The sequence below is a fragment of the Sinorhizobium fredii USDA 257 genome (assembly GCF_000265205.3).
Classification (GTDB): domain Bacteria; phylum Pseudomonadota; class Alphaproteobacteria; order Rhizobiales; family Rhizobiaceae; genus Sinorhizobium; species Sinorhizobium fredii_B.
Window position 1 is genome coordinate 5773084 of record NC_018000.1, and the last position, 22836, is coordinate 5795919.

19 protein-coding genes and 1 pseudogene are annotated in these 22836 nt (G+C 63.5%); 3 read left to right on the forward strand and 17 right to left on the reverse strand.

Annotated elements, in window-relative coordinates; all coding sequences use genetic code 11:
• Positions 1–77: 77 nt before the first annotated feature.
• From atpD to USDA257_RS27140, 6 genes are all read right to left on the reverse strand, one after another.
• The gene (gene atpD / locus USDA257_RS27115) at positions 78–1595 is read right to left on the reverse strand and encodes a F0F1 ATP synthase subunit beta (protein ID WP_014766186.1); all 1518 of its coding nucleotides are present in this window, start codon (positions 1593–1595) and stop codon (positions 78–80) included.
• 24 nt (positions 1596–1619) lie between these two features.
• Entirely contained in the window at positions 1620–2501 is an 882-nt protein-coding gene (locus USDA257_RS27120) for a F0F1 ATP synthase subunit gamma (RefSeq protein ID WP_014766187.1), read from the reverse strand.
• Positions 2502–2528: 27 nt separating this feature from the next.
• Positions 2529–4058 (reverse strand): F0F1 ATP synthase subunit alpha, encoded by a 1530-nt coding sequence (gene atpA, locus USDA257_RS27125; protein ID WP_014766188.1) that lies wholly within the window; start codon positions 4056–4058, stop codon positions 2529–2531.
• Complete coding sequence (locus tag USDA257_RS27130) at positions 4058–4624, reverse strand: F0F1 ATP synthase subunit delta (protein ID WP_014766189.1); 567 nt, start codon at positions 4622–4624, stop codon at positions 4058–4060. Before USDA257_RS27130 ends, atpA begins: the two co-directional genes overlap by 1 nt.
• A gap of 250 nt (positions 4625–4874) precedes the next feature.
• Complete coding sequence (locus tag USDA257_RS27135; protein WP_014766190.1) at positions 4875–5261, reverse strand: AGROH133_08824 family phage infection protein; 387 nt, start codon at positions 5259–5261, stop codon at positions 4875–4877.
• Positions 5262–5383: 122 nt separating this feature from the next.
• Entirely contained in the window at positions 5384–7588 is a 2205-nt protein-coding gene (locus tag USDA257_RS27140) for a primosomal protein N' (protein WP_014766191.1), read from the reverse strand.
• Positions 7589–7765: 177 nt separating this feature from the next.
• On the opposite strand from USDA257_RS27140, the gene fsa reads away from it, so the two are divergent.
• Positions 7766–8419 carry a fructose-6-phosphate aldolase gene (fsa, locus tag USDA257_RS27145; RefSeq protein WP_014766192.1) on the forward strand — a complete coding sequence of 218 codons (654 nt, stop codon included), beginning with the start codon at positions 7766–7768 and terminating at the stop codon, positions 8417–8419.
• Positions 8420–8550: 131 nt separating this feature from the next.
• Here the strand turns inward: fsa and USDA257_RS27150 are convergent.
• Positions 8551–8787, reverse strand: a pseudogene (locus tag USDA257_RS27150) (AAA family ATPase); the annotation flags it as partial.
• Between the two features lie 57 nt (positions 8788–8844).
• On the reverse strand, positions 8845–9759 hold the full coding sequence (locus USDA257_RS27155) for a GNAT family N-acetyltransferase (RefSeq protein ID WP_014766194.1): 915 nt from the start codon (positions 9757–9759) through the stop codon (positions 8845–8847).
• 145 nt (positions 9760–9904) lie between these two features.
• Here USDA257_RS27155 and USDA257_RS27160 point away from each other — a divergent pair, with 145 nt between their 5' ends.
• Both USDA257_RS27160 and USDA257_RS27165 read left to right on the forward strand, forming a co-directional pair.
• Complete coding sequence (locus USDA257_RS27160; protein WP_041415654.1) at positions 9905–10837, forward strand: tyrosine recombinase XerC; 933 nt, start codon at positions 9905–9907, stop codon at positions 10835–10837.
• A gap of 118 nt (positions 10838–10955) precedes the next feature.
• Positions 10956–12035, forward strand: a complete 1080-nt coding sequence (locus USDA257_RS27165; protein WP_014766196.1) for a TraB/GumN family protein — start codon at positions 10956–10958, stop codon at positions 12033–12035.
• On the opposite strand, the gene USDA257_RS27170 is transcribed toward USDA257_RS27165, so the two are convergent.
• From USDA257_RS27170 to sucC, 9 genes are all read right to left on the reverse strand, one after another.
• Positions 12028–12516 carry a DUF2867 domain-containing protein gene (locus USDA257_RS27170; RefSeq protein ID WP_014766197.1) on the reverse strand — a complete coding sequence of 163 codons (489 nt, stop codon included), beginning with the start codon at positions 12514–12516 and terminating at the stop codon, positions 12028–12030. The two genes, USDA257_RS27165 and USDA257_RS27170, sit on opposite strands and share 8 nt — an antisense overlap.
• Before the next feature lie 135 nt (positions 12517–12651).
• On the reverse strand, positions 12652–14058 hold the full coding sequence (lpdA, locus tag USDA257_RS27175; RefSeq protein ID WP_014766198.1) for a dihydrolipoyl dehydrogenase: 1407 nt from the start codon (positions 14056–14058) through the stop codon (positions 12652–12654).
• Between the two features lie 36 nt (positions 14059–14094).
• On the reverse strand, positions 14095–14847 hold the full coding sequence (locus tag USDA257_RS27180) for an SDR family oxidoreductase (RefSeq protein ID WP_014766199.1): 753 nt from the start codon (positions 14845–14847) through the stop codon (positions 14095–14097).
• Complete coding sequence (locus USDA257_RS27185; RefSeq protein ID WP_014766200.1) at positions 14844–15347, reverse strand: hypothetical protein; 504 nt, start codon at positions 15345–15347, stop codon at positions 14844–14846. Before USDA257_RS27185 ends, USDA257_RS27180 begins: the two co-directional genes overlap by 4 nt.
• Positions 15348–15349: 2 nt before the next feature.
• The gene (locus USDA257_RS27190; RefSeq protein WP_014766201.1) at positions 15350–15991 is read right to left on the reverse strand and encodes a LysE family transporter; all 642 of its coding nucleotides are present in this window, start codon (positions 15989–15991) and stop codon (positions 15350–15352) included.
• 164 nt (positions 15992–16155) lie between these two features.
• Positions 16156–17394, reverse strand: a complete 1239-nt coding sequence (odhB, locus tag USDA257_RS27195; RefSeq protein ID WP_041414718.1) for a 2-oxoglutarate dehydrogenase complex dihydrolipoyllysine-residue succinyltransferase — start codon at positions 17392–17394, stop codon at positions 16156–16158.
• Between the two features lie 61 nt (positions 17395–17455).
• On the reverse strand, positions 17456–20452 hold the full coding sequence (locus USDA257_RS27200) for a 2-oxoglutarate dehydrogenase E1 component (RefSeq protein WP_014766203.1): 2997 nt from the start codon (positions 20450–20452) through the stop codon (positions 17456–17458).
• A gap of 234 nt (positions 20453–20686) precedes the next feature.
• The gene (sucD, locus tag USDA257_RS27205) at positions 20687–21589 is read right to left on the reverse strand and encodes a succinate--CoA ligase subunit alpha (protein WP_014766204.1); all 903 of its coding nucleotides are present in this window, start codon (positions 21587–21589) and stop codon (positions 20687–20689) included.
• A 6-nt stretch (positions 21590–21595) separates the two neighbouring features.
• A complete protein-coding gene (gene sucC / locus USDA257_RS27210) occupies positions 21596–22792 on the reverse strand; it encodes an ADP-forming succinate--CoA ligase subunit beta (RefSeq protein ID WP_014766205.1) in 1197 nt (398 codons plus the stop codon).
• Between the last annotated feature and the right edge of the window lie 44 nt (positions 22793–22836).

The following is a 22836-nucleotide window of genomic DNA, read 5'->3' on the forward strand; positions in this document are numbered from 1 at the left end:
CATGTTCTCAGCCGCTTGCGCCGCGGCGGAATGAAAGCCGTGGCGCGATCGGTCCGCGCCACGGTTCACGATGCCTATCAGGCCGCTTCGGCAGCCAGCTTCTTGGCCTTCTCGATCGCTTCCTCGATGGAGCCGACCATGTAGAAGGCAGCTTCCGGCAGGTGGTCGTACTCGCCGTTGACGAGGCCCTTGAAGCCCTTGATCGTGTCTTCGAGAGCAACCAGCTTGCCCGGCGAACCGGTGAAGACTTCGGCGACGAAGAACGGCTGCGACAGGAAGCGCTCGATCTTGCGGGCGCGGGCAACGGCGAGCTTGTCCTCTTCGGAAAGCTCGTCCATGCCGAGGATGGCGATGATGTCCTGGAGCGCCTTGTAGCGCTGCAGGGTCGACTGCACCTTGCGCGACACTTCGTAGTGCTCTTCGCCGACGATCATCGGGTCGAGCATGCGCGACGTCGAGTCGAGCGGATCCACGGCCGGGTAGATGCCCTTTTCGGCGATCGAGCGCGACAGAACGGTCGTCGCGTCGAGGTGGGCGAACGAGGTCGCCGGCGCCGGGTCGGTCAAGTCGTCGGCCGGAACGTAGATCGCCTGAACCGAGGTGATCGAGCCCTTGGTGGTGGTGGTGATGCGTTCCTGCATCTGGCCCATGTCGGTGGCGAGCGTCGGCTGGTAGCCCACGGCCGACGGAATGCGGCCGAGCAGAGCCGACACTTCCGAACCCGCCTGGGTGAAGCGGAAGATGTTGTCGACGAAGAAGAGAACGTCCTGACCTTCGTCGCGGAACTGTTCGGCAACCGTCAGACCGGTCAGAGCGACGCGAGCACGCGCGCCCGGCGGTTCGTTCATCTGGCCGTAGACGAGTGCGGCCTTGGAGCCTTCGCCGCCGCCGTGCTTGTTCACGCCCGATTCGATCATTTCGTGGTAAAGGTCGTTGCCTTCGCGGGTACGTTCACCCACACCGGCGAAGACCGAATAACCACCATGCGCCTTGGCGACGTTGTTGATCAGTTCCATGATCAGAACGGTCTTGCCGACGCCTGCGCCGCCGAACAGGCCGATCTTGCCGCCCTTCGCGTAAGGCGCGAGCAGGTCGACGACCTTGATGCCGGTGACGAGGATCTGCGCTTCCGTCGACTGTTCGACATAGGAGGGAGCGTCCTGGTGGATCGCACGGCGGGCCGAGGTTTCCAGCGGGCCGGCTTCGTCAACCGGCTCGCCGATGACGTTCATGATGCGGCCGAGCGTTTCCTTGCCGACCGGAACCGAGATCGGGCCGCCCGTGTCGGTGACCGACTGGCCGCGAACCAGACCTTCGGTCGAGTCCATGGCGATCGTGCGGACAGAGTTTTCGCCGAGATGCTGCGCGACTTCGAGAACTAGGCGGTTGCCCTTGTTGTCGGTCTCCAGCGCGTTCAGGATCTGCGGGAGCTGGCCTTCTTCGAAGGCGACGTCGACGACGGCGCCGATGACCTGCGTGACGCGGCCGACAGCACCCGTAGCCACAACAGCGGCTGTCTTGGCGGTAGCTGCCTTACGCGGTGCAGCGGGCTTCTTCACCGCCGCGGTTTCTTTCGGGGTAGCTGCCTTAGCCATAATTCTTACCCTCTTCTCGTAATCTTAGAGCGCTTCCGCGCCAGAGATGATTTCAATGAGTTCCTTGGTGATCTGCGCCTGCCGCTGACGGTTGTAGTTGAGCGTCAGCTTGTTGATCATTTCACCGGCATTGCGCGTCGCATTGTCCATGGCACTCATCTTGGCGCCCATTTCGCCGGCGACGTTCTCGAGCAACGCCCTGAAGATCTGGACGGAAATGTTGCGCGGAATGAGATCGGTGAGGATGGCCGCAGCGTCCGGTTCGTATTCGTAGATCGCTGATGCGCCGTCTGCCTCGGCAGCAACCGTGTCGGTCGAGGCGGGGATCAGCTGCTGGGCGGTCGGAATCTGCGAAATGACGGACTTGAACTCGGAATAGAACAAGGTGCAGACGTCGAACTCGCCCTTTTCGAAAAGTTCGATGACCTTGTGACCGATCCGGTCGGCGTTCTCAAAGCCGATCTTCTTGACCTCGCGCAGGTCGACGCGGTCGATGATCAGCGACGCGAATTCCCGCCGCAGGATATCGAACCCCTTCTTGCCGACGCAGATGATCTTGACCGTCTTGCCCTGGGCGAGCAGCTTGCGCACGTGATCGCGGGCAAACCGGGCGATCTGCGAGTTGAAGCCGCCGCAGAGGCCGCGTTCAGCCGTGCAGACGACCAACAGGTGCGTGTTGTCCTTGCCGGTGCCCGTCATCAGCTGTGGCACGCTGTCGTCCGCGCCGACCGCCTGGGCGATATTGGCGAGAACGGCAGCCATGCGCTGCGAATAGGGCCGGGCGGCCTCGGCCGCCTCCTGCGCACGCCGAAGCTTGGCCGCGGCGACCATCTTCATCGCCTTGGTGATCTTCTGCGTCGCCTTGACGGAGGCGATCCGGTTCTTCAGATCCTTAAGTGAAGGCATCCGTTGTCCGTCCTAACTGAAATCCGCTCAGGCGAAAGACTTGGCGAAGCTGTCGATTGCGGCCTTGAGCTTGCCCTTGACGTCGTCCGAGATCGCCTTTTCCTTGCGGATGGCTTCCAGCAGGTCCTTGCCTTCCGAACGCAGATAGGAAAGCAGGCCCTGCTCGAACTTGCTGACCTGGTTGACGGGCAGCTTGTCGAGGTAGCCGTTGACGCCGGCGAAGATCACCGCAACCTGCTCTTCCGTCTTCAGCGGCGAGAACTGCGGCTGCTTCAGGAGTTCGGTCAGGCGGGCACCGCGGTTCAGGAGGCGCTGCGTCGCGGCGTCGAGGTCCGAGCCGAACTGCGCGAAGGCCGCCATTTCGCGGTACTGCGCCAGTTCGCCCTTGATCGAGCCTGCGACCTGCTTCATCGCCTTGATCTGTGCGGCGGAACCGACGCGCGAAACCGACAGACCGACGTTAACGGCCGGACGGATACCCTGGTAGAACAGGTCGGTTTCAAGGAAGATCTGACCGTCGGTGATCGAGATCACGTTGGTCGGAATGAACGCGGACACGTCGTTGCCCTGGGTTTCGATGACCGGCAGAGCCGTCAGCGAGCCGGCGCCATTGTCGTCGTTGAGCTTTGCAGCGCGCTCCAGCAGGCGCGAATGCAGGTAGAAGACGTCGCCCGGATAGGCTTCGCGGCCCGGCGGACGGCGGAGCAGCAGCGACATCTGGCGGTAGGCGACGGCCTGCTTCGAAAGGTCGTCATAACCGATCAGGGCGTGCTTGCCGTTGTCGCGGAAATATTCGCCCATCGTGCAGCCGGCGAACGGCGCCAGGTACTGCATCGGCGCCGGATCGGAAGCGGTCGCGGCGACGATGATCGAATACTGCAGCGCACCGCGCTCTTCGAGCACCTTGACGAACTGCGCGACCGTCGAGCGCTTCTGGCCGATGGCGACGTAGACGCAATAGAGCTTGTCACCTTCCGGACCGTTGTCGTGAATGGCCTTCTGGTTGAGGATCGTGTCGAGAATGATCGCGGTCTTGCCGGTCTGGCGGTCGCCGATGACGAGCTCGCGCTGGCCGCGGCCGACCGGAATGAGTGCGTCGATGGCCTTGAGGCCGGTCGACATCGGCTCATGCACCGACTTGCGCGGAATGATGCCGGGCGCCTTGACGTCGACGCGGGCGCGCTGCTTGGCGTTGATCGGGCCCTTGCCATCGATCGGGTTGCCGAGCGCGTCGACGACGCGGCCGAGCAGTTCCGGACCGACCGGAACGTCCACGATGGCACCGGTCCGCTTGACCGTGTCGCCTTCCTTGATATCGCGGTCGGAGCCGAAGATAACGACACCGACATTGTCGGCTTCGAGGTTCAGCGCCATGCCGCGAATTCCACCGGGGAATTCGACCATCTCGCCTGCCTGAACATTGTCGAGGCCATAGACGCGGGCGATGCCGTCACCGACGGAGAGCACCTGGCCGACCTCGGAGACTTCTGCTTCCTGGCCGAAATTTTTGATCTGATCTTTAAGAATTGCGGAAATTTCCGCGGCGCGGATATCCATCAGCCGACCTCTTTCAGTGCAAGCTTAAGGGTAGAGAGTTTGGTGCGAAGGGAGGTGTCAATCTGGCGGGACCCGACCTTGACGATCAGACCTCCAAGAATAGACGGGTCGACGGTGACGTTGACCGCCACGTCTTTGCCGGTAACGCCCTTGAGCGTCGCCTTCAATTCGGTTTCCTGCGCCGCTGTCAGCGCATGCGCCGACGTGACGTCGGCGGTGATTTCGCCACGGTGGCGTGCGGCAATCAGGCGGAACGCCCTGATGCTGCCTGGCAGCGCGAAGAGGCGGCGATTGCGCGCCACCACCTTGAGGAAATTGCCGACGAGCCCGGAGAAGCCAAACTTCTCGACGAGTGCCGAAATGGCCTTGAACTGATCCTCGGCAGAAAAGACCGGGCTCACGACCAGGCGCTTCAGGTCGTCGCTGCCGTCAATCAGCGCCTGGACGCGATCGAGATCGGCACCGACCGCCTCGACCGAACCAGCCTCCAGGGCGAGTTCGAAGAGCGAGGACGCATATCTTTCTGCAACACCGGAAATAAGCTGGGATGTGTCGGCCACGGGCACAAGCTTCTCTCAAAATCATCCAAGAGCGTCAGCAGCGGCGAACCGATTACGTAACATCTTGAATTTGCTGCAATAACTCGCAGGCTATCGAGGCCTTTCGACCCACTTCCCCCGCAATTCGCGGTTCGTCTAGCATAGGATGTTTGGACTCGCAACACGCCAACGGCAGGAATGCGGCATAACACCGCCCCCTTCGACGGAATTTTGCCGTAAATTCACGTTGCCCGGATTTAGGCTTGACGTGGGCCTGTCAGATGAACCCGAAAACATAAGCAAGCGGCAGGATCGCAAGCGCCGTCTGGACGACGAGTGCTGACCAGTTGAAAAGCGTCGCGCCGTTGTCGCTCATCATCGACAATATGCGGCCGAACGCCGCGAGCGCAAAGGCGGCCCCGACGGCGAGATAGACCATCGGCTGGGCAAGCAGGATGGCGCCGAGGCCGAGACCCACATGCATGCCGCCCATGGTGGAGCGCGCCTCCGCCAGCCCACCGCGCCGTCCCTCGGCAATGCCGATACCGGCGGCGCGAAAGGCGAGACGCGGCGCGAAGAGCATGACGAGACCGATCAGCATCGCCGCCCCCGCCGCGCAAAAAGCCAGGAACTCCCCGGTTTCCGTCGGGATGTAGAACTCCATTGCCGTCCTCGCCCGTTACCCCCTGCGCCCTCCTCCGCATGACGTCGGACAGGTCGCGCAAAGAGGTCTAGCGCATGTTCTGTCCGATGTGAATCGGCTGAATGGCAAAGAACGAAGTGCCGTCACAGAAAACTCTGCGGATCGACATCGAGCTGCACGCTGATCGATCCGCGCTCTTTCGGCCCCCCCGCAATCATCGCCTTCACGAAGGACTGCATGTCGCTGTTGCGCCGTCCGTGGACAAGCAGCCGGAATCGGTGGCGGCCGCGGATCAGTGCGAGCGGCGCTTCCGCCGGCCCGAGGACCGAAATGCCGTCGACGCGCGGAGCGGCGTTGCGCAAGGCGCGTGCATGCCCCTCGGCATCGCTGCGCGTGTCGGCAGAGACGATGATCGAGGCAAGCCTGCCGAAGGGCGGCAGCGCCGCCCGTTCCCGCTCGTGGGTCTCGCGGTCGTAGAAGGCGTCCGAATCACCAGACACGATCGCCTGCATTACCGGATGCTGCGGCTGATAGGTCTGCAACAGACCGAGGCTCTTCAGGCCCGTTCGTCCCGCGCGCCCGGTCACCTGCGACAGCAATTGAAAGGTCCGCTCGGCCGCACGAGGATCGCCATTGGCAAGGCCGAGATCGGCATCGACGATGCCGACCAGCGTCATCATCGGGAAATTGTGCCCCTTGGCGACGAGCTGCGTGCCAATGACGATATCCGCCTCGCCGCGGGCGATTGCTTCCAGTTCCAGCCTTAGCCGCTTGACGCCCATCAGGTCGGAGGAGAGGACGATGGTGCGGGCTTCGGGAAAATGTCGCTCGACCTCCTCGGCGATGCGTTCGACCCCCGGGCCGCAGGCGACCAGGTGATCGAGCGTGCCGCATTCCGGGCAGGCCTCGGGGGTGCGTTCCGAATAACCGCAATGATGGCACTGGATCTGGCCGCGAAAGCGGTGCTCGACCAACCAGCTCGAGCAGTCCGGGCACTGGAAGCGATGACCGCAGACGCGGCAGAGCGTCAGCGGCGCGTAGCCGCGGCGGTTGAGGAACAGGAGTGACTGCTCGCCGCGGCCGATCGCCTTGCCGACCTGGTTCAAGAGCACCGGCGAGAGAAAGCCGCCGCGCTCCGGTGGATGGCGGCGCATGTCGACGATGCCGAGATGCGGCAGCGCCGCATCGCCGAAACGGGTCGGCAGGTGGATCGGCCTGTAGCGGCCGACCTCGCCGTTCACCCGGCTCTCGACTGAAGGCGTTGCGGAAACGAGTACGACCGGAAAGCCGCTGAGCCGCCCGCGCACCACTGCCATGTCGCGGGCATTGTAGAAGACCCGGTCCTCCTGCTTGTAGGCAGGGTCGTGCTCCTCGTCGACGATGATCAGGCCGAGCTCCTCGAAGGGCAGAAACAGCGCCGAGCGGGCGCCGGCGACGACGCGCACCTGGCCGGTCGTCACCTGCCGCCACACTTTTTCGCGCATGCGCGGCGCGAGGTCGGAGTGCCACTCCGCCGGCTTGGCGCCGAAGCGATCCTGGAAACGCTCGAGGAAACTGGCGGTGAGCGCGATCTCCGGAAGCAGGATCAGCACCTGCTTGCCGGCCCTAAGCGTCGCGGCGACCGCCTCGAAATAGACCTCGGTCTTGCCGGAACCGGTGACTCCATCGATCAGCGAGACCGAAAACTTTCTTTCTTCGACGGTCGTGAGCAGGTCGGCGGCGGCCTCCTTCTGCGGCCCCTCGAGGCGCGGCGCCGCGAAATCCGGATCGGGTACGGCGACCACCGGCGGCGGCGGCATGAACACCGTTTCGAACACGCCCTGTGCGGCAAGTCCGTCGATCACTCCCGTGGAAACACCGGCTGCGTGGGCAAGGCCGGAGCGGGTCCAGGAGAAGCCATCGCTGGCCGTTGCAAGGACGCGCTCGCGCGCGGCGGTCATCCGTTCAGGGCGCCGCTCGGTCAGACGCAAGGCTTCGACCATCGGCTCGGGATCGAAGGCGGTCGGCGCGCGCAGCGCCATGCGGGCGACGAGGCCAGGTGGCGTGATCGTATAGGACGCCACCCAATCGAGAAAGGCGCGCATGTCGCAGGTGAGCGGCGGGCAGTCGAAGACCTTCTCGATCTCCTTCAGCTTCTTCGGATCGACTGTGCCGTCGTCGAGGCCGTCCCAGACGACGCCGACGACAAGCCGCGGCCCGAGCGGCACCTGCACGATCGAGCCCGGCTCGACCGCCATGCCCTCTGGCACCGCATAGGAATAGGGCCTCGGTGCCGGCATCGGCACCAGGACGGGCACCACGCGGCGGTCGAAGAGAGCGCCGAATAAATCGGTTGAATCAAGCGTCATTTTGCCGTGACCTTGCCACCGCTTTCGGTTAAAGAAAACTGCACAGCGAACCGTCGCCTTTGCAGGAGCAAGGGTTTGTCACGGTTCCACCCGAGTTTCAACGCGCGCGATTTCCGCCGTGGATTTTCCCGTGAGCGGAGAGGCGCCTGAACGGCTTAGTGCCAGAGGAAGACTCCCATGAAATTTTTCGTTGATACCGCCGATGTGAAGGAAATCCGGGAACTGAACGATCTCGGCCTGCTCGACGGCGTCACCACCAACCCGTCGCTGATCCTGAAGTCGGGCCGCGACATCGTCGAAGTCACCAAGGAAATCTGCTCGATCGTCGAAGGCCCGGTTTCGGCCGAAGTCACGGCAACCGAATACAGCGAGATGATGAAGGAAGCGGCTGCTCTTGCGAAGATCGCCGACAATATCTGCATCAAGCTGCCGCTGACGCTTGACGGCTTGAAGGCCTGCAAGGCGCTGACCTCGGACGGCCACCACACCAACGTCACCCTTTGCTTCTCCGCCAACCAGGCGCTGCTCGCCGCGAAGGCCGGCGCGACCTTCGTTTCGCCCTTCATCGGCCGCCTCGACGACATTGCCGTCGACGGCATGGACCTGATCCGCGAAATCCGCCACATCTTCGACAACTACGGCTACGAGACGGAAATCCTTGCCGCCTCGATCCGCACCGTCAACCACGTCAAGGAAGCCGCCCTGATCGGCGCCGACGTGGTCACTGCCCCGCCGGCCACGCTGAAGGCGCTGGTCAAGCACCCGCTGACCGACAAGGGCCTGGAAATGTTCCTCGCCGACTGGGCCAAGACCGGCCAGAAGATCGGCTGATCGACACCGAGCTCGCGCACTGTATTACAGGGCCTCGCAAAGACGCGGGGCCCTTTTGTCATTTCACCGGACTTTTGGATTTCTTCCAAATAGCGAAGTGGGCAGCCGGCGAGCTATACTTCCTCGTCATCCGCCGAGGACATGCCGCCCTCCTTGGCGATCTCATAGGCAAGCTTTCCGCGCACGGCCGATTGGACGAGCTGCAGCGCGCGGTAAAGGTTGGATTTGCCGACGCCGTTCTCGCCGATGAAGAGGTTGACCCCGGTCAGATCCATGCGGATCGATCGCAGCGAACGGTAGTTCTCGGCAAGCATCGAGCGCAGCAAGCATGGACAAGTCTTAGCCGATCGGCGGCGCCACAGAACCATCAGGTCCCGATTTTCGTTTCTTCGGCAGAAGCGCGGGCAGAAAACTGCATAATCGGCTTAGCCAAAATGGGGCAGTGCGTTGAAAACGGCGTCGCTATCGCGCGCAAGCTCGAGGACCGTATGGCGCTCGAGGGAGCGGGTCACTTCCATCGGGTCGCCATCAAGCGCCTCCGGAGGGATGAGATTGCCGACGCGAAAATCGAAAAGGTCGCCCTTCTTGTTCAGGAGCTCATGGAACACCGTCATGTCGCGCAGTTCCGTCGACCATTTGGCGAACCAATAGAACAGTCCGGAATTGCGCGCGCTCATATGCACCGGCAGGATCGGCAGGTTGTACTTGCGGGCAAAGCCGACGGCAGAGCTTTTCCAGGGGCGTTCATTGAGGCGCCCATCGGCCCAGTAGGCGATGCGACCGGACGGAAAGAGCACGGTTGCCTTACCTTCCTCAATCGCCCGGTTGGTGACCTGCAAAGTCTCGCGCGCCTTGAGCTTGCTCTTGTATTCCTCGCGCCATTCGACGGGGATGACCATCTCGACGAAACGTGGATTGACGCGGATGGCGTCGCGATTGGCGAAGAACATCATGTCGGGGCGGCGGCTCTTCAAGAGATCGAAAACCGCAATGCCGTCGGCGATGCCGGTCGGGTGGTTGCTGACGAGGAGAAATCCACCTCGTGCCGGAATCCGCTCCGCCTTGTCGACGCGGATGTCGAGATCGAGCAGCGAGCTCAAGTGTTCGAAAGCCTGGAAGCCCGGCATATTGGCGACGGAATTGGCGAACTCGATCGCCTTGCGGTAGTTGAGCAAGGTGTGGAGAAAGGGCCGCATCACCGGCCACAGAGGATGGCGAACGATCTTCTGGCCGCGCTCGGCGATCAGCGTGTCGACGATATGACCGGGCCGCCCCTGCGAGACCAGCGCAACTGCCTCTGCAAAATGCGCCAGCGCGCTCGCCGAATCACGTCTCGCCATGGTCCCATCCGCCGTTGCTGACCGAAGATCGCAATTCAATATGATCGAAGAATGACAAATTCCAAGAGGATGTTAGCGAAAACATAAGGGCCCGGCGGCATGCTCGGCAATGGAAAACAGTCAAAGAGCGATCGTCGGACCGACAATGAACGAACTTCTAGTGATAGGCCATCCCGAGGTGATGGCGGAGCGTCAGCGGTGGCTTGCAAACCTTGCCGAAGAACGCCGCCTGGCCGACAAGACGATCGAGGCCTATGAGCGGGACACGCGGCAATTCCTGGCCTTTCTAACCGGGCATCTCGCCGGACCGCCCCGGCTCGCAGATATCCGCACGCTCAGGCCGGCCGATCTGCGCGGCTTTCTCGCCCAGCGCCGCAAGGCCGGCGCCGGCGCGCGCACGCTTGGGCGCGGGCTTGCGGGGCTGCGCTCATTCCTGCGCTACCTCGAGAAAAACGGCCTTGCCAACGCCGCCGGCGCCGGTGCCGTGCGCTCGCCGAAACAGCCGAAGTCGCTGCCGAAGCCCTTGACCGATCGGGATGCCCTGAAGGTCGTGACGGCGGATGCGCAGCTTGCCGAGGAGCCGTGGATCGTCGCCCGCAACGCGGCCGTGCTCACCCTCCTCTACGGCTGCGGATTGCGCATATCGGAAGCGCTCGACCTGACGCCCGACGATTTTTCAGGGGCGGCGTCGCTGCGCGTCACCGGCAAGGGCGGCAAGACCCGGATCGTCCCGCTGATCGCCGCGGCGATGGAGGCGGTGGCGACTTACCGGAAACTCTGCCCCTATCATATTGGCTCTGGAGAGCCGCTCTTCCGCGGCGCTCGCGGCGCCAAGCTGCAGCCGGCGATCATCCAGCGCGAGATGCAGAAGCTGCGCTCTGCCCTTGGCCTTCCCGATTCGGCGACGCCGCATGCGCTGCGCCATTCCTTCGCGACTCATCTGCTCGCCGGCGGCGGAGATCTCCGCACCATCCAGGAACTGCTCGGCCATGCCAGTCTCTCGACGACGCAGGTCTATACCGGCGTCGATTCGGCACGGCTGCTGGAAATCTATGATCGAGCCCATCCGCGCGCCTAAAAGGGGCAAGATCCAAAAACGCTCACGCTTTTTTTCATCCGGCTCTACAATCGCCAGGCTCGCGCGTTAACCAAGCGCGTTAAGGAAGCTGTGACGGAGGGGGCTTAGTGTCACACTCATGATGACGATGACCAGACCCGTTCGCGATTTCGCGGCCAAGGCGGCCGACGGCCTGTCGTGGCTGATCGCACTCATGCACGTGCTGTTGGCCGCAAGCCTCCTCGCAGCCTTGCTCTCCGTCTCGGAGGCCGAGGCCGCGGAAGGCGACGACTGCGGTGGCAGCAATATCCTCGCAGGTCTCGAGCGGTCCGATCCGGCCCGTCTGGCGGCGATACGCCGCGAGGCGGATGCCGTACCGAACGGCAAGGGCCTGCTCTGGAGGATCGAAGGGCAAGGATTGGCGCCGTCCTTCCTGCTCGGCACCATGCATGTGACCGATCCGCGCGTGCTGGCCATGCCCGCCGGCGGCGCGGAAGCCTATGCCGGATCGCGGACCGTCGTCGTCGAATCCGACGAGATCATCGACGAGAGAAAGGCGAGCGCCGCCATCATGATGCGCCCCGATCTCACCATGTTCGCCGACAACCGGACGATTAACGATTTCCTGGAGCCGAAGGACCGAGCACTTCTCGAAAACGGCCTCAAGGCGCGCGGCATTCCCCTGCCGCTGGTCGCCAAGATGAAGCCCTGGATGATCGCCAGCTTCGTCGCCCTGCCGGCCTGCGAATTCAGCCGCAAGGCTGCGGGCGCATCGTTCCTCGACAAGAAGCTCGCCGAGGATGCAGTGAGCCAGGGCAAGACGCTGAAGGGACTGGAAAGCCTGGTCGAGCAGCTTTCCGCGATGGATTCGCTTCCCGTCGAGTGGCATCTAAGGGCGCTGATCGACACGCTCGCGCTCGGCAAGACGATCGACGACGTGCTGGCGACGATGACCGACCTCTATCTCGCCGGCGACACCGGCATGATCATGCCGATGATGCGGTCGGTGGCCGAAAAGATCTCGCCCGGCGATCTCGGCTACGCCGATTTCGAGCAGCGAATCATCATCGATCGCAACCGGATCATGTCGGTGAGGGCTGAACCCATCCTGAAACAGGGCAACGTCTTCATGGCTGTCGGCGCGCTGCACTTGCCGGGCAAGGAAGGACTTGTCGAACTCCTGCGCCAGCAGGGCTTCACCCTCACGCCGGTCAACTGACCGGCCGGCGCGCCGGTTCGTTGACTTGAGCGAGCAAGGCCGGAACGATCGCCTTGTGAAAGGGCGTGATCGCGGCGAGATAGAAATAGCCGAACAGGTTCCTGCGGCGCACCAGCGTCGTGACGCCGATCACCTGGCTGTCGGCCGGCCCGTCGTGCACCTCCACGACGATCCGGAAATCCAGATGCCGGTCGTCGAGGCCGAGGACCATCTCTCGATCGCTGCCGCTGAGGATCGGGAAGGCACCGACGAGGCTGACATCTCCGGACGGGGCGCCGGCCTTGAGGCCGAGCGGCGCAACGACGCGATTGCGCAAGGCCAGGAGGCTGCGAATCCAGCGCGGTGCGCTTCCAAGCGCCCGCCGTGCCGCTTCATGCGCCGTCATGCGTTCGCCGAGAAAGAGAAGCTCATAGCAGTCCGCCCAGTCAGCCCCGGGCAGGCAGGCGTTGGGCAAGCGGGCGGCAACGCTGCGAGGTTTCATGAACGCGTCCTTTCGCTATCGCCGGTTGGCTCCGGCGGCGGTCTGAGGGTGGAGCGTTCATGATTGCGCCGGATGACGACTGAAGGCAGGGGGCCGCTTGTCGCAGCCCCCGCGCCAATTGTCACACGGGACCGATCACATGTGGATCGGCTTGAAGAAGGTCGCAAGCGCTGCTTCCTTGACCGCCTCCGACATGGTCGGATGCGCGTGGCAGGTGCGGCCGAGATCCTCGGACGATCCACCGAACTCCATCAGGACGGCGATCTCGTGGATCATCTCGCCGGCGCCGAAGCCGATGATATGGCCGCCGAGCACCCGGTCGGTCTCCTTGTCGGCGAGGATCTTCACGAACCCGTCGGCCTGGAGCATGGCGCGGGCACGGCCATTGGCGGTGAACGGGAATTTGCCGACCTTGTAGGCGACGCCGGCCGCCTTCAGTTCCTCTTCTGTCTTGCCAACGGAAGCGACCTCCGGCTGGGTGTAGACGACACCCGGAATGACATCGTAGTTCACATGGCCGGCCTGTCCGGCGATGATTTCCGCCACGGCCACGCCCTCGTCCTCGGCCTTGTGAGCGAGCATCGGCCCGCGCACCACATCACCGATCGCGTAGACGCCGGCGATGCTCGTCTGGAAGTGACGGTCGATCTCGACCCGGCCGCGCGCGTCGAGCACGACACCGGCCTTGGCGAGACCCATGCCTTCGGTGCAGGGCTTGCGGCCCGTCGCGACCAGCACGACCTCCGCATCGAGGGTCGTTGCTTCGCCGCCCTTGACCGGCTCGAAGGTCACCCTCGCAGCGTTTTCCGACTTCACGACGCCGGTCACCTTGGCACCGAGCTTGATGTCGATGCCCTGCTTCGCCAGCATCCGCTGGAGCTGCTTGGCGATCTCGCCGTCCATGCCGCCAAGGATCGTGTCGAGGAACTCGACAACAGTTACCTTGGCGCCGAGACGCGCCCAGACCGAGCCGAGCTCGAGGCCGATGACGCCGCCGCCGACGACGATCATGCTGGCCGGGACCTTCTCCAGCTCGAGAGCGCCGGTCGAGGAGATGATCACCTTCTCGTCGAACTCGAGCTCGACGCCCGGAATGCCGGCGACATCCGAGCCGGTGGCGATGACGACGTTCCTGGCTTCGAGAACCTGTTCCTCGCCCTTGTCGTTGGTGACGGAGACCTTGCCTTGGCCAAGCACCTTGCCGGTACCCTGGAAGCCATCGATCTTGTTCTTCTTGAAGAGGAACGACACGCCATCGACATTGGCCTTAACGGTGGCGTCCTTGTGGGCCAGCATTTTCTGGAGATTGAGTTTCGGGCTTGCGACCTCGACGCCCAGCGCATCGAGGCCATGCGCGGCGTGATGGAACATCTCGGAGGCATGCAGCAGCGCCTTGGAAGGAATGCAGCCGACATTGAGGCAGGTGCCGCCATAGGTGCTGCGCTTCTCGACAACCGCAACCTTCATGCCCAGCTGCGCCGCCTTGATGGCGCAGACATAGCCGCCGGGGCCGCTACCGATAACGATGAGATCATAAGCCATGTGATAATCCTTCTGGGAGGCTTGTTGAAAGGGCGGTCATCGCCCGCCGCTGACATTGAGGATGGCTCCCGTCACATAAGCCGCCTTATCCGACAGGAGATAGAGAATTGCGTCGGCCAATTCGCCGGCCGTGCCGGGGCGCTGCATCGGGATCGACGGCGCCATGTCGCGGGCCCGATCCGGCAAGCCGCCGGACGCATGAATATCCGTGTCGATGATGCCGGGGCGAACGGCATTCACACGGATTCCCTCGGACGCCACTTCGCGTGCGAGACCGACGGTGAAGCTGTCGATCGCGCCTTTCGTGGCGGCATAGTCGACATATTGACCCGGCGCGCCCAGCACGGCCGCGACGGAGGAGAGATTGACAATCGAGCCGCCCTCTCCGCCGTGCCGCGTCGACATCCGCAGCACGGCTTCCGCCGCGCAACGGATCGCGCCGGTCACATTGACGCGGAACATCCGTTCCAGCCGCTCCGTCGCGATGTCATCGATCCGCTGCGGCGACCCGATAATGCCGGCATTGTTGACCAAACCGTCGAGCCGGCCGAAGGCGGCGTCGACCGCCGAAAAGATCGCCTTCACCCCATCCTCGGAGCCGACATCGCCCTGGATGGCGATCGCCGAGCCGCCTGCCCCGGCGATTTGACGAACGACATCGTCGGCCGCCTGTCGGTTGGAGGCATAGTTGACCGCCACTTGCCAGCCTTCCGATGCCGCGGCTAGGCAGACGGCGGCGCCGATGCCGCGGCTGCCGCCGGTGACGAGAAGGACACGCCCGCCACTCATCCGGCGCATCCTTTGAACGCGAAGACGTCGGAACTGTCGGACGAGGCCTTGCCGTTGCCCCAGGCGCTCGACTGGCGCAGCGACGGGCCGAAATCCGGGAGCAGGATCTGCCGGGCAGCTGGTGCATCCTCGGCCTGAAGCAAGCCGATCGTGCCAGCGCTATCGACGGCATAGATCGGGCCCTGCCATACGGTGCAAGCCGTCAGTTCGGCGCCCGTCACGTCCCCCGTCGGACAATCGTGCATGACGATCCCGTTCGGCCGTTCCGGTTCCCCGGAAGGCAATACGACGCCGTCGAGCGACACTCCGGTGCCCGCGACGCTGATCTTGAAATGATTGCTGGTGACCGCCGCTTCCGATCCGACCGGCTCGAAGCGCAGCTCATAGCCACCGGCCGGATCGGCATAGATCGCCTGGACCTGCTTGCAGTCCTCGGCAAGCGCCGGGAGAGCGGCCAGTGCCAGCGCCAAGGAAGCAAGGATGGCTGTCCGGCCGGACATCTTCAGGCAGCCTTTTCGGTCGCGAGCTTCAGGCCGAGCGCAATGAAGACGAGGCCGCTGGTCCGGTCGATCCACTTGCTCGCCCGCGTGAAGGTGGCCCGCATCCGTGGCGTCGTCATGAACAGGCTGACGCCGACGAACCAGAGGATGAGAGCGCTCGCCATGACAAGGCCGTAGCCAAACTTCACGAGCAACGGCGTGTGCGCCCCGACAACCGTAGAGAAGATCGACAGGAAGAAGAAAACCGCTTTCGGGTTGAGCGCATTGGCGGCGAAGCCAAGCGCGAAGGCCTTCAACGCCGACTGGCTCCCACGCGCCCCGGCATCGTCGGTCTGCTCTACGGTAATCTCAGTCTGTCCGGCCCTGAGCGCCTTGACACCAATATAGATCAGGTAAGCGACACCGCACCATTTGACGATGTTGAAGAGGTAGATCGATTGCGAAATGATCAGCCCCAGGCCGAGAACGGTATAGCTGACATGGAACATCAGCGACGCGCCGATGCCGAAAGAGGTGATGATCGCCGCCCGCCGGCCGTTCACAAGCGACTGGCGCATCACCATGGCGAGATCCGCTCCGGGCGAGACGATGGCGAAGGAAAAGATCGCCATCAGCGATGCGAGTTCGATCAGGTAAGCGCTCATGGTTGCCACCGGTGCGTTGAAGATCAAGATGAAGCCGCAAGAGCCTGAATGCGCGCATAGCGTGCTTTGCAGACACTAGCCTCCTGCTTCATCGCTGTCGAGCGGGCCGCATCGACGGTTGCGCGCGGCGGGAACGAAACGGGGGCTCACGCCCCCGCCTTGGCTTAGAGGTCGAGCACCAGACGTTCCGGATCCTCGAGGCTGTCCTTGACGCGCACCAGGAAGGTCACGGCTTCCTTGCCATCGACGATGCGGTGATCGTAGGAGAGCGCCAGATACATCATCGGACGGATGACAACCTGGCCGCCGATCGCGACCGGGCGGTCCTGGATCTTGTGCATGCCGAGGATGCCCGACTGCGGCGCATTGAGGATCGGCGAGGACATCAGCGAACCGTAGACGCCACCGTTGGAGATGGTGAAGGTGCCGCCCTGCATGTCGGCCATCGACAGCGTTCCGTCGCGTGCCGCCTTGCCGAGACGGCCGATTTCCTTCTCGATTTCGGCAATCGACATCTGGTCGGCATCCCGCACGACTGGCACGACAAGGCCCTTGTCGGTGCCGACGGCCACGCCGACATGGCAGAAGTTCTTGTAGATGATGTCGGTGCCGTCGATCTCGGCGTTGACAGCCGGCAGCTCCTTCAGAGCATGCGTGACGGCCTTGGTGAAGAAGCCCATGAAGCCGAGCTTCACGCCGTGCTTCTTCTCGAAGATGTCCTTGTACCTGTTTCGCAGGCTCATGACGGCGCTCATGTCCACCTCGTTGTAGGTGGTGAGCATCGCGGCGGTGTTCTGCGCGTCCTTGAGACGCCGGGCGATCGTCTGACGCAGGCGGGTCATCTTGACGCGCTCTTCGCGGACGGCGTCTTCTGCCGGCGCCGGCGCACGGGCCTGGATCTTGGCCGGTTCGGCGGCTGCGGGCGCCGAAATTCCCTTGACGACAGCGGCGAGCACATCGCCCTTCAGCACCTGGCCGCGCTTGCCGGAACCGTCGAGCTGGTCGGCGGAAAGATTGTTTTCGGCGATGAGCTTGGCGGCCGCCGGAGCCGGCGGCATGGAGGACTGAGCCTGCGGTGCGGCGGCTGCCGGCTTCGCGGCGGGAGCAGCGGCAGCGGGCTCGGCCTTCTTCTCGGCCGGCGCCGGAGCGGCTGCGGCGGCACCCGCGCCTTCGGCGATCTGGCCGAGCAACGCGCCGAGACCGACGGTCTCACCCGCCTGCGCGACGATTTCGCTGAGCGTGCCGGCGGACGGCGCCGGCACTTCGATCGTCACCTTGTCGGTCTCGAGCTCGAGGATCGGTTCGTCGGCCTTGATCGCATCGCCGACCTTCTTGAACCAGGTCCCGACGGTCGCTTCGCTGACGGATTCGCCGAGGGTAGGAACGCGGATTTCTGTTGCCATGATTTTTGTTCCGTTGATCAGATATCTGTTTCTGTCGATTGGCAGGCGGCGAGGGACTTGATCAGCCCCCCAGCGCATCCTCGAGGAAGGCGTTGAGCTGCGCCATGTGCTTGGACATCAGGCCCGTCGCCGGGGAAGCGGCGGCCGGACGGCCGGTGTAGCGCACCCGCTGATACTTGGCGTCGATATGGGCAAGAACCCATTCGAGGTAGGGGTCGATGAACGACCAGGCGCCCATGTTCTTCGGCTCTTCCTGGCACCAGACCATCTCCGCGTGGCGGAAGCGGCTGAGCTCATTGATGAGCGCTTTCGCCGGGAACGGGTAGAGCTGCTCGACGCGGAGCAGATAGATGTCGTCGATGCCGCGCTTCTCGCGCTCTTCGAGAAGATCGTAATAGACCTTGCCCGAGCACATCACGACGCGACGGATCTTCGAATCCTTCTGCAGCTTGATCGGGCCGTCCTTGATGACCTCGGCGTCGTCCCACAGCAGCCGGTGGAAGGAGCTCTCGCCGGCCATTTCCGACAGGCTGGAGACCGCCCGCTTGTGGCGCAGCAGCGATTTCGGCGTCATCAGGATCAGCGGCTTGCGGAAGTCGCGCTTCACCTGGCGGCGCAGGATGTGGAAGTAGTTTGCCGGCGTCGTGACGTTGGCGACCTGCATGTTGTCTTCCGCGCAGAGCTGCAGAAACCGTTCGAGACGCGCGGAGGAGTGCTCCGGTCCCTGGCCTTCATAGCCGTGCGGCAGCAGGCAGACGAGGCCGGACATGCGCAGCCACTTGCGCTCGCCGGACGAGATGAACTGGTCGAAAACCACCTGAGCGCCGTTGGCGAAGTCGCCGAACTGGGCTTCCCACAGCGTCAGCGCGTTCGGACGGGCAAGCGAATAGCCGTATTCGAAGCCGAGCACCGCCTCTTCCGAGAGCATCGAGTTGATGACCTCGTAGCGCGCCTGGGTAGGCGACAGGTTGGCGAGCGGAATGTAGCGTTCCTCGGTCTCCTGATCGTAGAGGACCGAGTGGCGCTGCGAGAACGTGCCGCGCTCGCAGTCCTGGCCCGATAGGCGGATCTTCGTGCCCTCGGTGACGAGCGTTCCGAAGGCGAGCGCTTCCGCCATCGCCCAGTCGATACCCTCGCCGGTCTGGACCATGTTGGCGCGGTTCTCCATGAAGCGCTGGATGGTGCGATGCGCGCTGAAGCCAGCCGGGATCTCGGAGATCTTGCGGCCGACTTCCTTCAGCTGCTTCATCGGCACCGAGGTCCGGCCGCGGCGCTGCTCATCCTGGTTGTCGGCGGTGCGCAGGCCCGACCAGGCACCGTCGAGCCAATCGGCCTTGTTCGGCTTGTAGGACTGGCCGGCCTCGAACTCCTGCTCGAGACGAGCGCGCCAGTCGGCCTTCATCTTCTCGACCTCGCCGTCGTTCATGAGTCCTTCGGCGACCAGCCTTTCCGAATAGACCTGGACGACCGTCTTGTGGGCGCGAATGGCCTTGTACATCTTCGGCTGGGTGAACGCCGGCTCGTCGCCCTCGTTGTGGCCGAAGCGGCGATAGCAGAACATGTCGACGACGACCGGCTTGTGGAACTTCATCCGGAACTCAGTCGCAACCTTGGCCGCGTAGACCACGGCTTCCGGGTCATCGCCATTCACGTGGAAGATCGGCGCTTCGATCATCTTCGCCACGTCCGAAGGATAGGGCGAGGACCGAGAGAAGGCCGGGTTCGTGGTGAAGCCGATCTGGTTATTGATGATGAAGTGCACGGTACCGGCAACGCGGTGGCCGCGCAAACCGGAGAGACCGAGGATTTCTGCGATGACGCCCTGGCCGGCGAAGGCCGCGTCGCCATGCAGCAGCAGCGGCATGACCTTGACGCGTTCGCGCAGCGGAATGATGTCGCCCTCGAACACGGTCGCCATCTGGTCCTGCTTGGCGCGCGCCTTGCCCATGACGACCGGGTTGACGATCTCCAGATGCGACGGGTTCGCCGTCAGCGACAGGTGCACCTTGTTGCCGTCGAATTCGCGGTCGGAGGAAGCGCCGAGGTGGTACTTGACGTCGCCCGAGCCTTCGACGTCGTCCGGCGCATAGGAGCCGCCCTTGAACTCGTGGAAGATGGCGCGGTGCGGCTTGGCCATGACTTGGGAGAGGACGTTGAGGCGGCCGCGATGGGCCATGCCGAGAACGATCTCCTTGAGACCGAGCTGGCCGCCGCGCTTGATGAGCTGTTCGAGCGCCGGAATGAGCGACTCGCCGCCGTCGAGGCCGAAGCGCTTGGTGCCCTTGTACTTGACGTCGATGAACTGCTCGAAGCCTTCCGCCTCGATCAGCTTCTGCAGGATTGCCCGCTTGCCCTCAGGCGTGAATTCGACGCCCTTGTCCGGTCCCTCGATCCGCTCCTGGATCCAGGCCTTCTCCTCAGGGTTGGACATATGCATGAATTCGACGCCCATCGTCGAGCAATAGGTTCGCTCGAGGATTTCGACCATTTCGCGCACGGTCGCGTATTCGAGCCCAAGCACGTTGTCGATGAAGATCTTGCGGTCGTAGTCCTTCTCTTCGAAACCATAGGTTTTCGGTGCGAGCTCGTCGTAATCCTCGACCGGATCGGCGAGGCCCAACGGGTCGAGCTTGGCATGCAGGTGGCCGCGCATGCGATAGGCGCGGATCATCATGATGGCGCGGACGGAATCGCGCGTCGATTGATGAACCTCGGCCTCGCTGACCGGCACGCCGGTCGCGGCAGCGGCTTCCTCCGCCTTCGCCTTGACCTTCTTCTCGACGACCTTTTCGACGGTGCCCCAATCGCCGTCGAGCGCGGAGACGAGTTCGCCATTGGCGGCGATCGGCCAGTTCTTCTTCTTCCAGGAGGCTCCCTTGGCTGCCTTCACCACATCTTCGGGCCTGTCGGCAAGTGCCTTGAAGAAGGACTGCCATTCGGCCGAAACGGACGACGGGTCCGCTTCATAGCGCGCATAGAGCTGCTCGATATAGGCGGCGTTGGCGCCGTCCAGAAACGAAGTGAGCTGGAATTGCTCGTTGGCCTCTTGCCTTGTCATGGTCTCTCGCGGACTTGCGTCCGCCTCCTGACTCTAAGTTGGGTCGCCGGATTGTCCGGTCATGTTTGCCTGAAGTCCGGATCAGGATGGCCTTCGAAAGGTCGGACATCCGTCCCGGCTTGCGTCGGTTGGAGCGGATGCGGCGCTTCGCCACCTTCGTCCCGCCCGACGCTTCATCATCGTGTCATTCGTGGCTCTATCGGGGCGGCACCGGAGCCGCCCCGAGAAAGTTCGTCAGCCCTTCAGGACTTCGACGAGGGTCTTGCCGAGGCGGGCCGGCGACGGCGAGACGCGGATGCCGGCCGATTCCATCGCCGCGATCTTGTCTTCCGCGCCGCCCTTGCCGCCGGAGATGACGGCACCGGCATGGCCCATGGTGCGGCCGGGAGGCGCCGTGCGGCCGGCGATGAAGCCGACCATCGGCTTCTTGCGGCCGCGCTTGGCTTCGTCCTTGAGGAACTGCGCCGCATCCTCTTCCGCCGAGCCGCCGATCTCGCCGATCATGATGATCGACTTGGTCTCGTCGTCGGCGAGGAACATTTCCAGGACGTCGATGAATTCGGTGCCCTTCACCGGGTCGCCGCCGATGCCGACAGCGGTCGTCTGGCCGAGACCCTCATTGGTGGTCTGGAACACCGCCTCGTAGGTGAGCGTGCCGGAGCGCGACAGCACGCCGACCGAGCCCTTGCGGAAGATGTTGCCCGGCATGATGCCGATCTTGCATTCGTTCGGGGTCAGCACGCCCGGGCAGTTCGGGCCGATGAGGCGCGAAGTCGACTTCTCGAGCCGCGCCTTGACCTTGACCATGTCGGCGACCGGAATGCCCTCGGTGATGCAGACGATCAGCGGAATTTCCGCGTCGATCGCCTCGATGATCGCCGCCGCGGCACCGGCCGGCGGAACATAGATGACCGAAGCATTGGCGCCGGTCGCCTCACGGCCCTCGGCAACCGTCGCGAAGATCGGCAGTTGCTCGCCCTTGGAACCGGTCCAGGTCTCGCCGCCCTTCTTCGGGTGGATGCCGCCGATCATCTTCGTGCCGTTATAGGCAAGCGCCTGTTCGGTATGGAAGGTGCCGGTCTTGCCGGTCAGGCCCTGGACGAGAACCTTGGTGTCTTTGTTGATCAGGATGGACATGAAACCTCAGGCTCCCTTGACGGCTGCAACGATCTTCTGGGCGGCATCGTCCAGATCATCGGCGGAGATGACGTTGAGGCCCGATTCATTGATGATCTTCTTGCCGAGTTCGACATTGGTGCCTTCGAGGCGGACGACGAGCGGCACCTTGAGGCCGACTTCCTTGACCGCAGCAAGCACGCCTTCGGCGATGACGTCGCACTTCATGATGCCGCCGAAGATGTTGACCAGGATGCCCTTCACGGCCGGATCGGCGGTGATGATCTTGAAGGCGTGGGTGACCTTCTCCTTGGAAGCGCCGCCGCCGACATCGAGGAAGTTCGCCGGCTCGGCGCCGTAGAGCTTGATGATGTCCATCGTCGCCATGGCAAGGCCGGCGCCGTTGACCATGCAGCCGATATTGCCGTCGAGGGCGACATAGGCGAGGTCGTGCTTCGACGCTTCGATTTCCTTCTCGTCTTCTTCGGTCGTGTCGCGCAGCGCGACGACGTCCTCGTGGCGGAAGAGCGCATTGCCGTCGAAGGACACCTTGGCATCGAGGACGCGCATGCGGCCGTTCTTCATGACGATCAGCGGGTTGACCTCGAGCAGGCTCATGTCCTTCTCGACGAAGGCCTTGTAGAGGATCGGGAAGAGTTTTTCGGCGTCGGCGCGCGCTTCGCCTTCGAGCTTCAGCGCATCGGCCAGCGCCTTCAGGTCGTCAGCGGTGACGCCCTTATTGGGATCGATCGCAACGGTGACGATCTTTTCCGGCGTATGCTCGGCAACTGCCTCGATATCCATGCCGCCCTCGGTCGAAACCACGAAGGCAACCTGGCCGACGGAGCGATCGACGAGGATCGAGAGATAGAGTTCGCGGTCGATGTCGGCGCCGTCCTCGATATAGAGGCGGTTGACCTGCTTGCCGGCCGGGCCGGTCTGCTTGGTCACCAGCGTATTGCCGAGCATATCCTTGGCATTGGCAACGACCTCGTCGACCGATTTCGCCAGCCGCACGCCGCCCTTGGCATCGGGCCCGAGTTCCTTGAACTTGCCCTTGCCGCGGCCGCCGGCATGGATCTGGCTCTTCACGACGTAAAGCGGTCCCGGCAGCTTTTTCGCGGCCGCTTCGGCTTCGTCGGCGGAGAAGATCGCGACACCTTCCGCGACCGGCGCGCCGTAGCTCTTCAGCAGAGCCTTGGCCTGATATTCATGGATGTTCATGAGTTCTTTCCTGTCTGATTGGCCTGTCTGATTGGCCCGGCGGC

Bases quoted from the DNA above. Each gene is read 5' to 3' on its own strand.
- atpD (WP_014766186.1), bottom strand. From the start codon at position 1,595: ATGGCTAAGGCAGCTACCCCGAAAGAAACCGCGGCGGTGAAGAAGCCC.
- USDA257_RS27120 (WP_014766187.1), bottom strand. From the start codon at position 2,501: ATGCCTTCACTTAAGGATCTGAAGAACCGGATCGCCTCCGTCAAGGCG.
- atpA (WP_014766188.1), bottom strand. From the start codon at position 4,058: ATGGATATCCGCGCCGCGGAAATTTCCGCAATTCTTAAAGATCAGATC.
- USDA257_RS27135 (WP_014766190.1), bottom strand. From the start codon at position 5,261: ATGGAGTTCTACATCCCGACGGAAACCGGGGAGTTCCTGGCTTTTTGC.
- USDA257_RS27140 (WP_014766191.1), bottom strand. From the start codon at position 7,588: ATGACGCTTGATTCAACCGATTTATTCGGCGCTCTCTTCGACCGCCGC.
- fsa (WP_014766192.1), top strand. From the start codon at position 7,766: ATGAAATTTTTCGTTGATACCGCCGATGTGAAGGAAATCCGGGAACTG.
- USDA257_RS27155 (WP_014766194.1), bottom strand. From the start codon at position 9,759: ATGGCGAGACGTGATTCGGCGAGCGCGCTGGCGCATTTTGCAGAGGCA.
- USDA257_RS27160 (WP_041415654.1), top strand. From the start codon at position 9,905: ATGAACGAACTTCTAGTGATAGGCCATCCCGAGGTGATGGCGGAGCGT.
- USDA257_RS27165 (WP_014766196.1), top strand. From the start codon at position 10,956: ATGATGACGATGACCAGACCCGTTCGCGATTTCGCGGCCAAGGCGGCC.
- USDA257_RS27170 (WP_014766197.1), bottom strand. From the start codon at position 12,516: ATGAAACCTCGCAGCGTTGCCGCCCGCTTGCCCAACGCCTGCCTGCCC.
- lpdA (WP_014766198.1), bottom strand. From the start codon at position 14,058: ATGGCTTATGATCTCATCGTTATCGGTAGCGGCCCCGGCGGCTATGTC.
- USDA257_RS27180 (WP_014766199.1), bottom strand. From the start codon at position 14,847: ATGAGTGGCGGGCGTGTCCTTCTCGTCACCGGCGGCAGCCGCGGCATC.
- USDA257_RS27185 (WP_014766200.1), bottom strand. From the start codon at position 15,347: ATGTCCGGCCGGACAGCCATCCTTGCTTCCTTGGCGCTGGCACTGGCC.
- USDA257_RS27190 (WP_014766201.1), bottom strand. From the start codon at position 15,991: ATGAGCGCTTACCTGATCGAACTCGCATCGCTGATGGCGATCTTTTCC.
- odhB (WP_041414718.1), bottom strand. From the start codon at position 17,394: ATGGCAACAGAAATCCGCGTTCCTACCCTCGGCGAATCCGTCAGCGAA.
- USDA257_RS27200 (WP_014766203.1), bottom strand. From the start codon at position 20,452: ATGACAAGGCAAGAGGCCAACGAGCAATTCCAGCTCACTTCGTTTCTG.
- sucD (WP_014766204.1), bottom strand. From the start codon at position 21,589: ATGTCCATCCTGATCAACAAAGACACCAAGGTTCTCGTCCAGGGCCTG.
- sucC (WP_014766205.1), bottom strand. From the start codon at position 22,792: ATGAACATCCATGAATATCAGGCCAAGGCTCTGCTGAAGAGCTACGGC.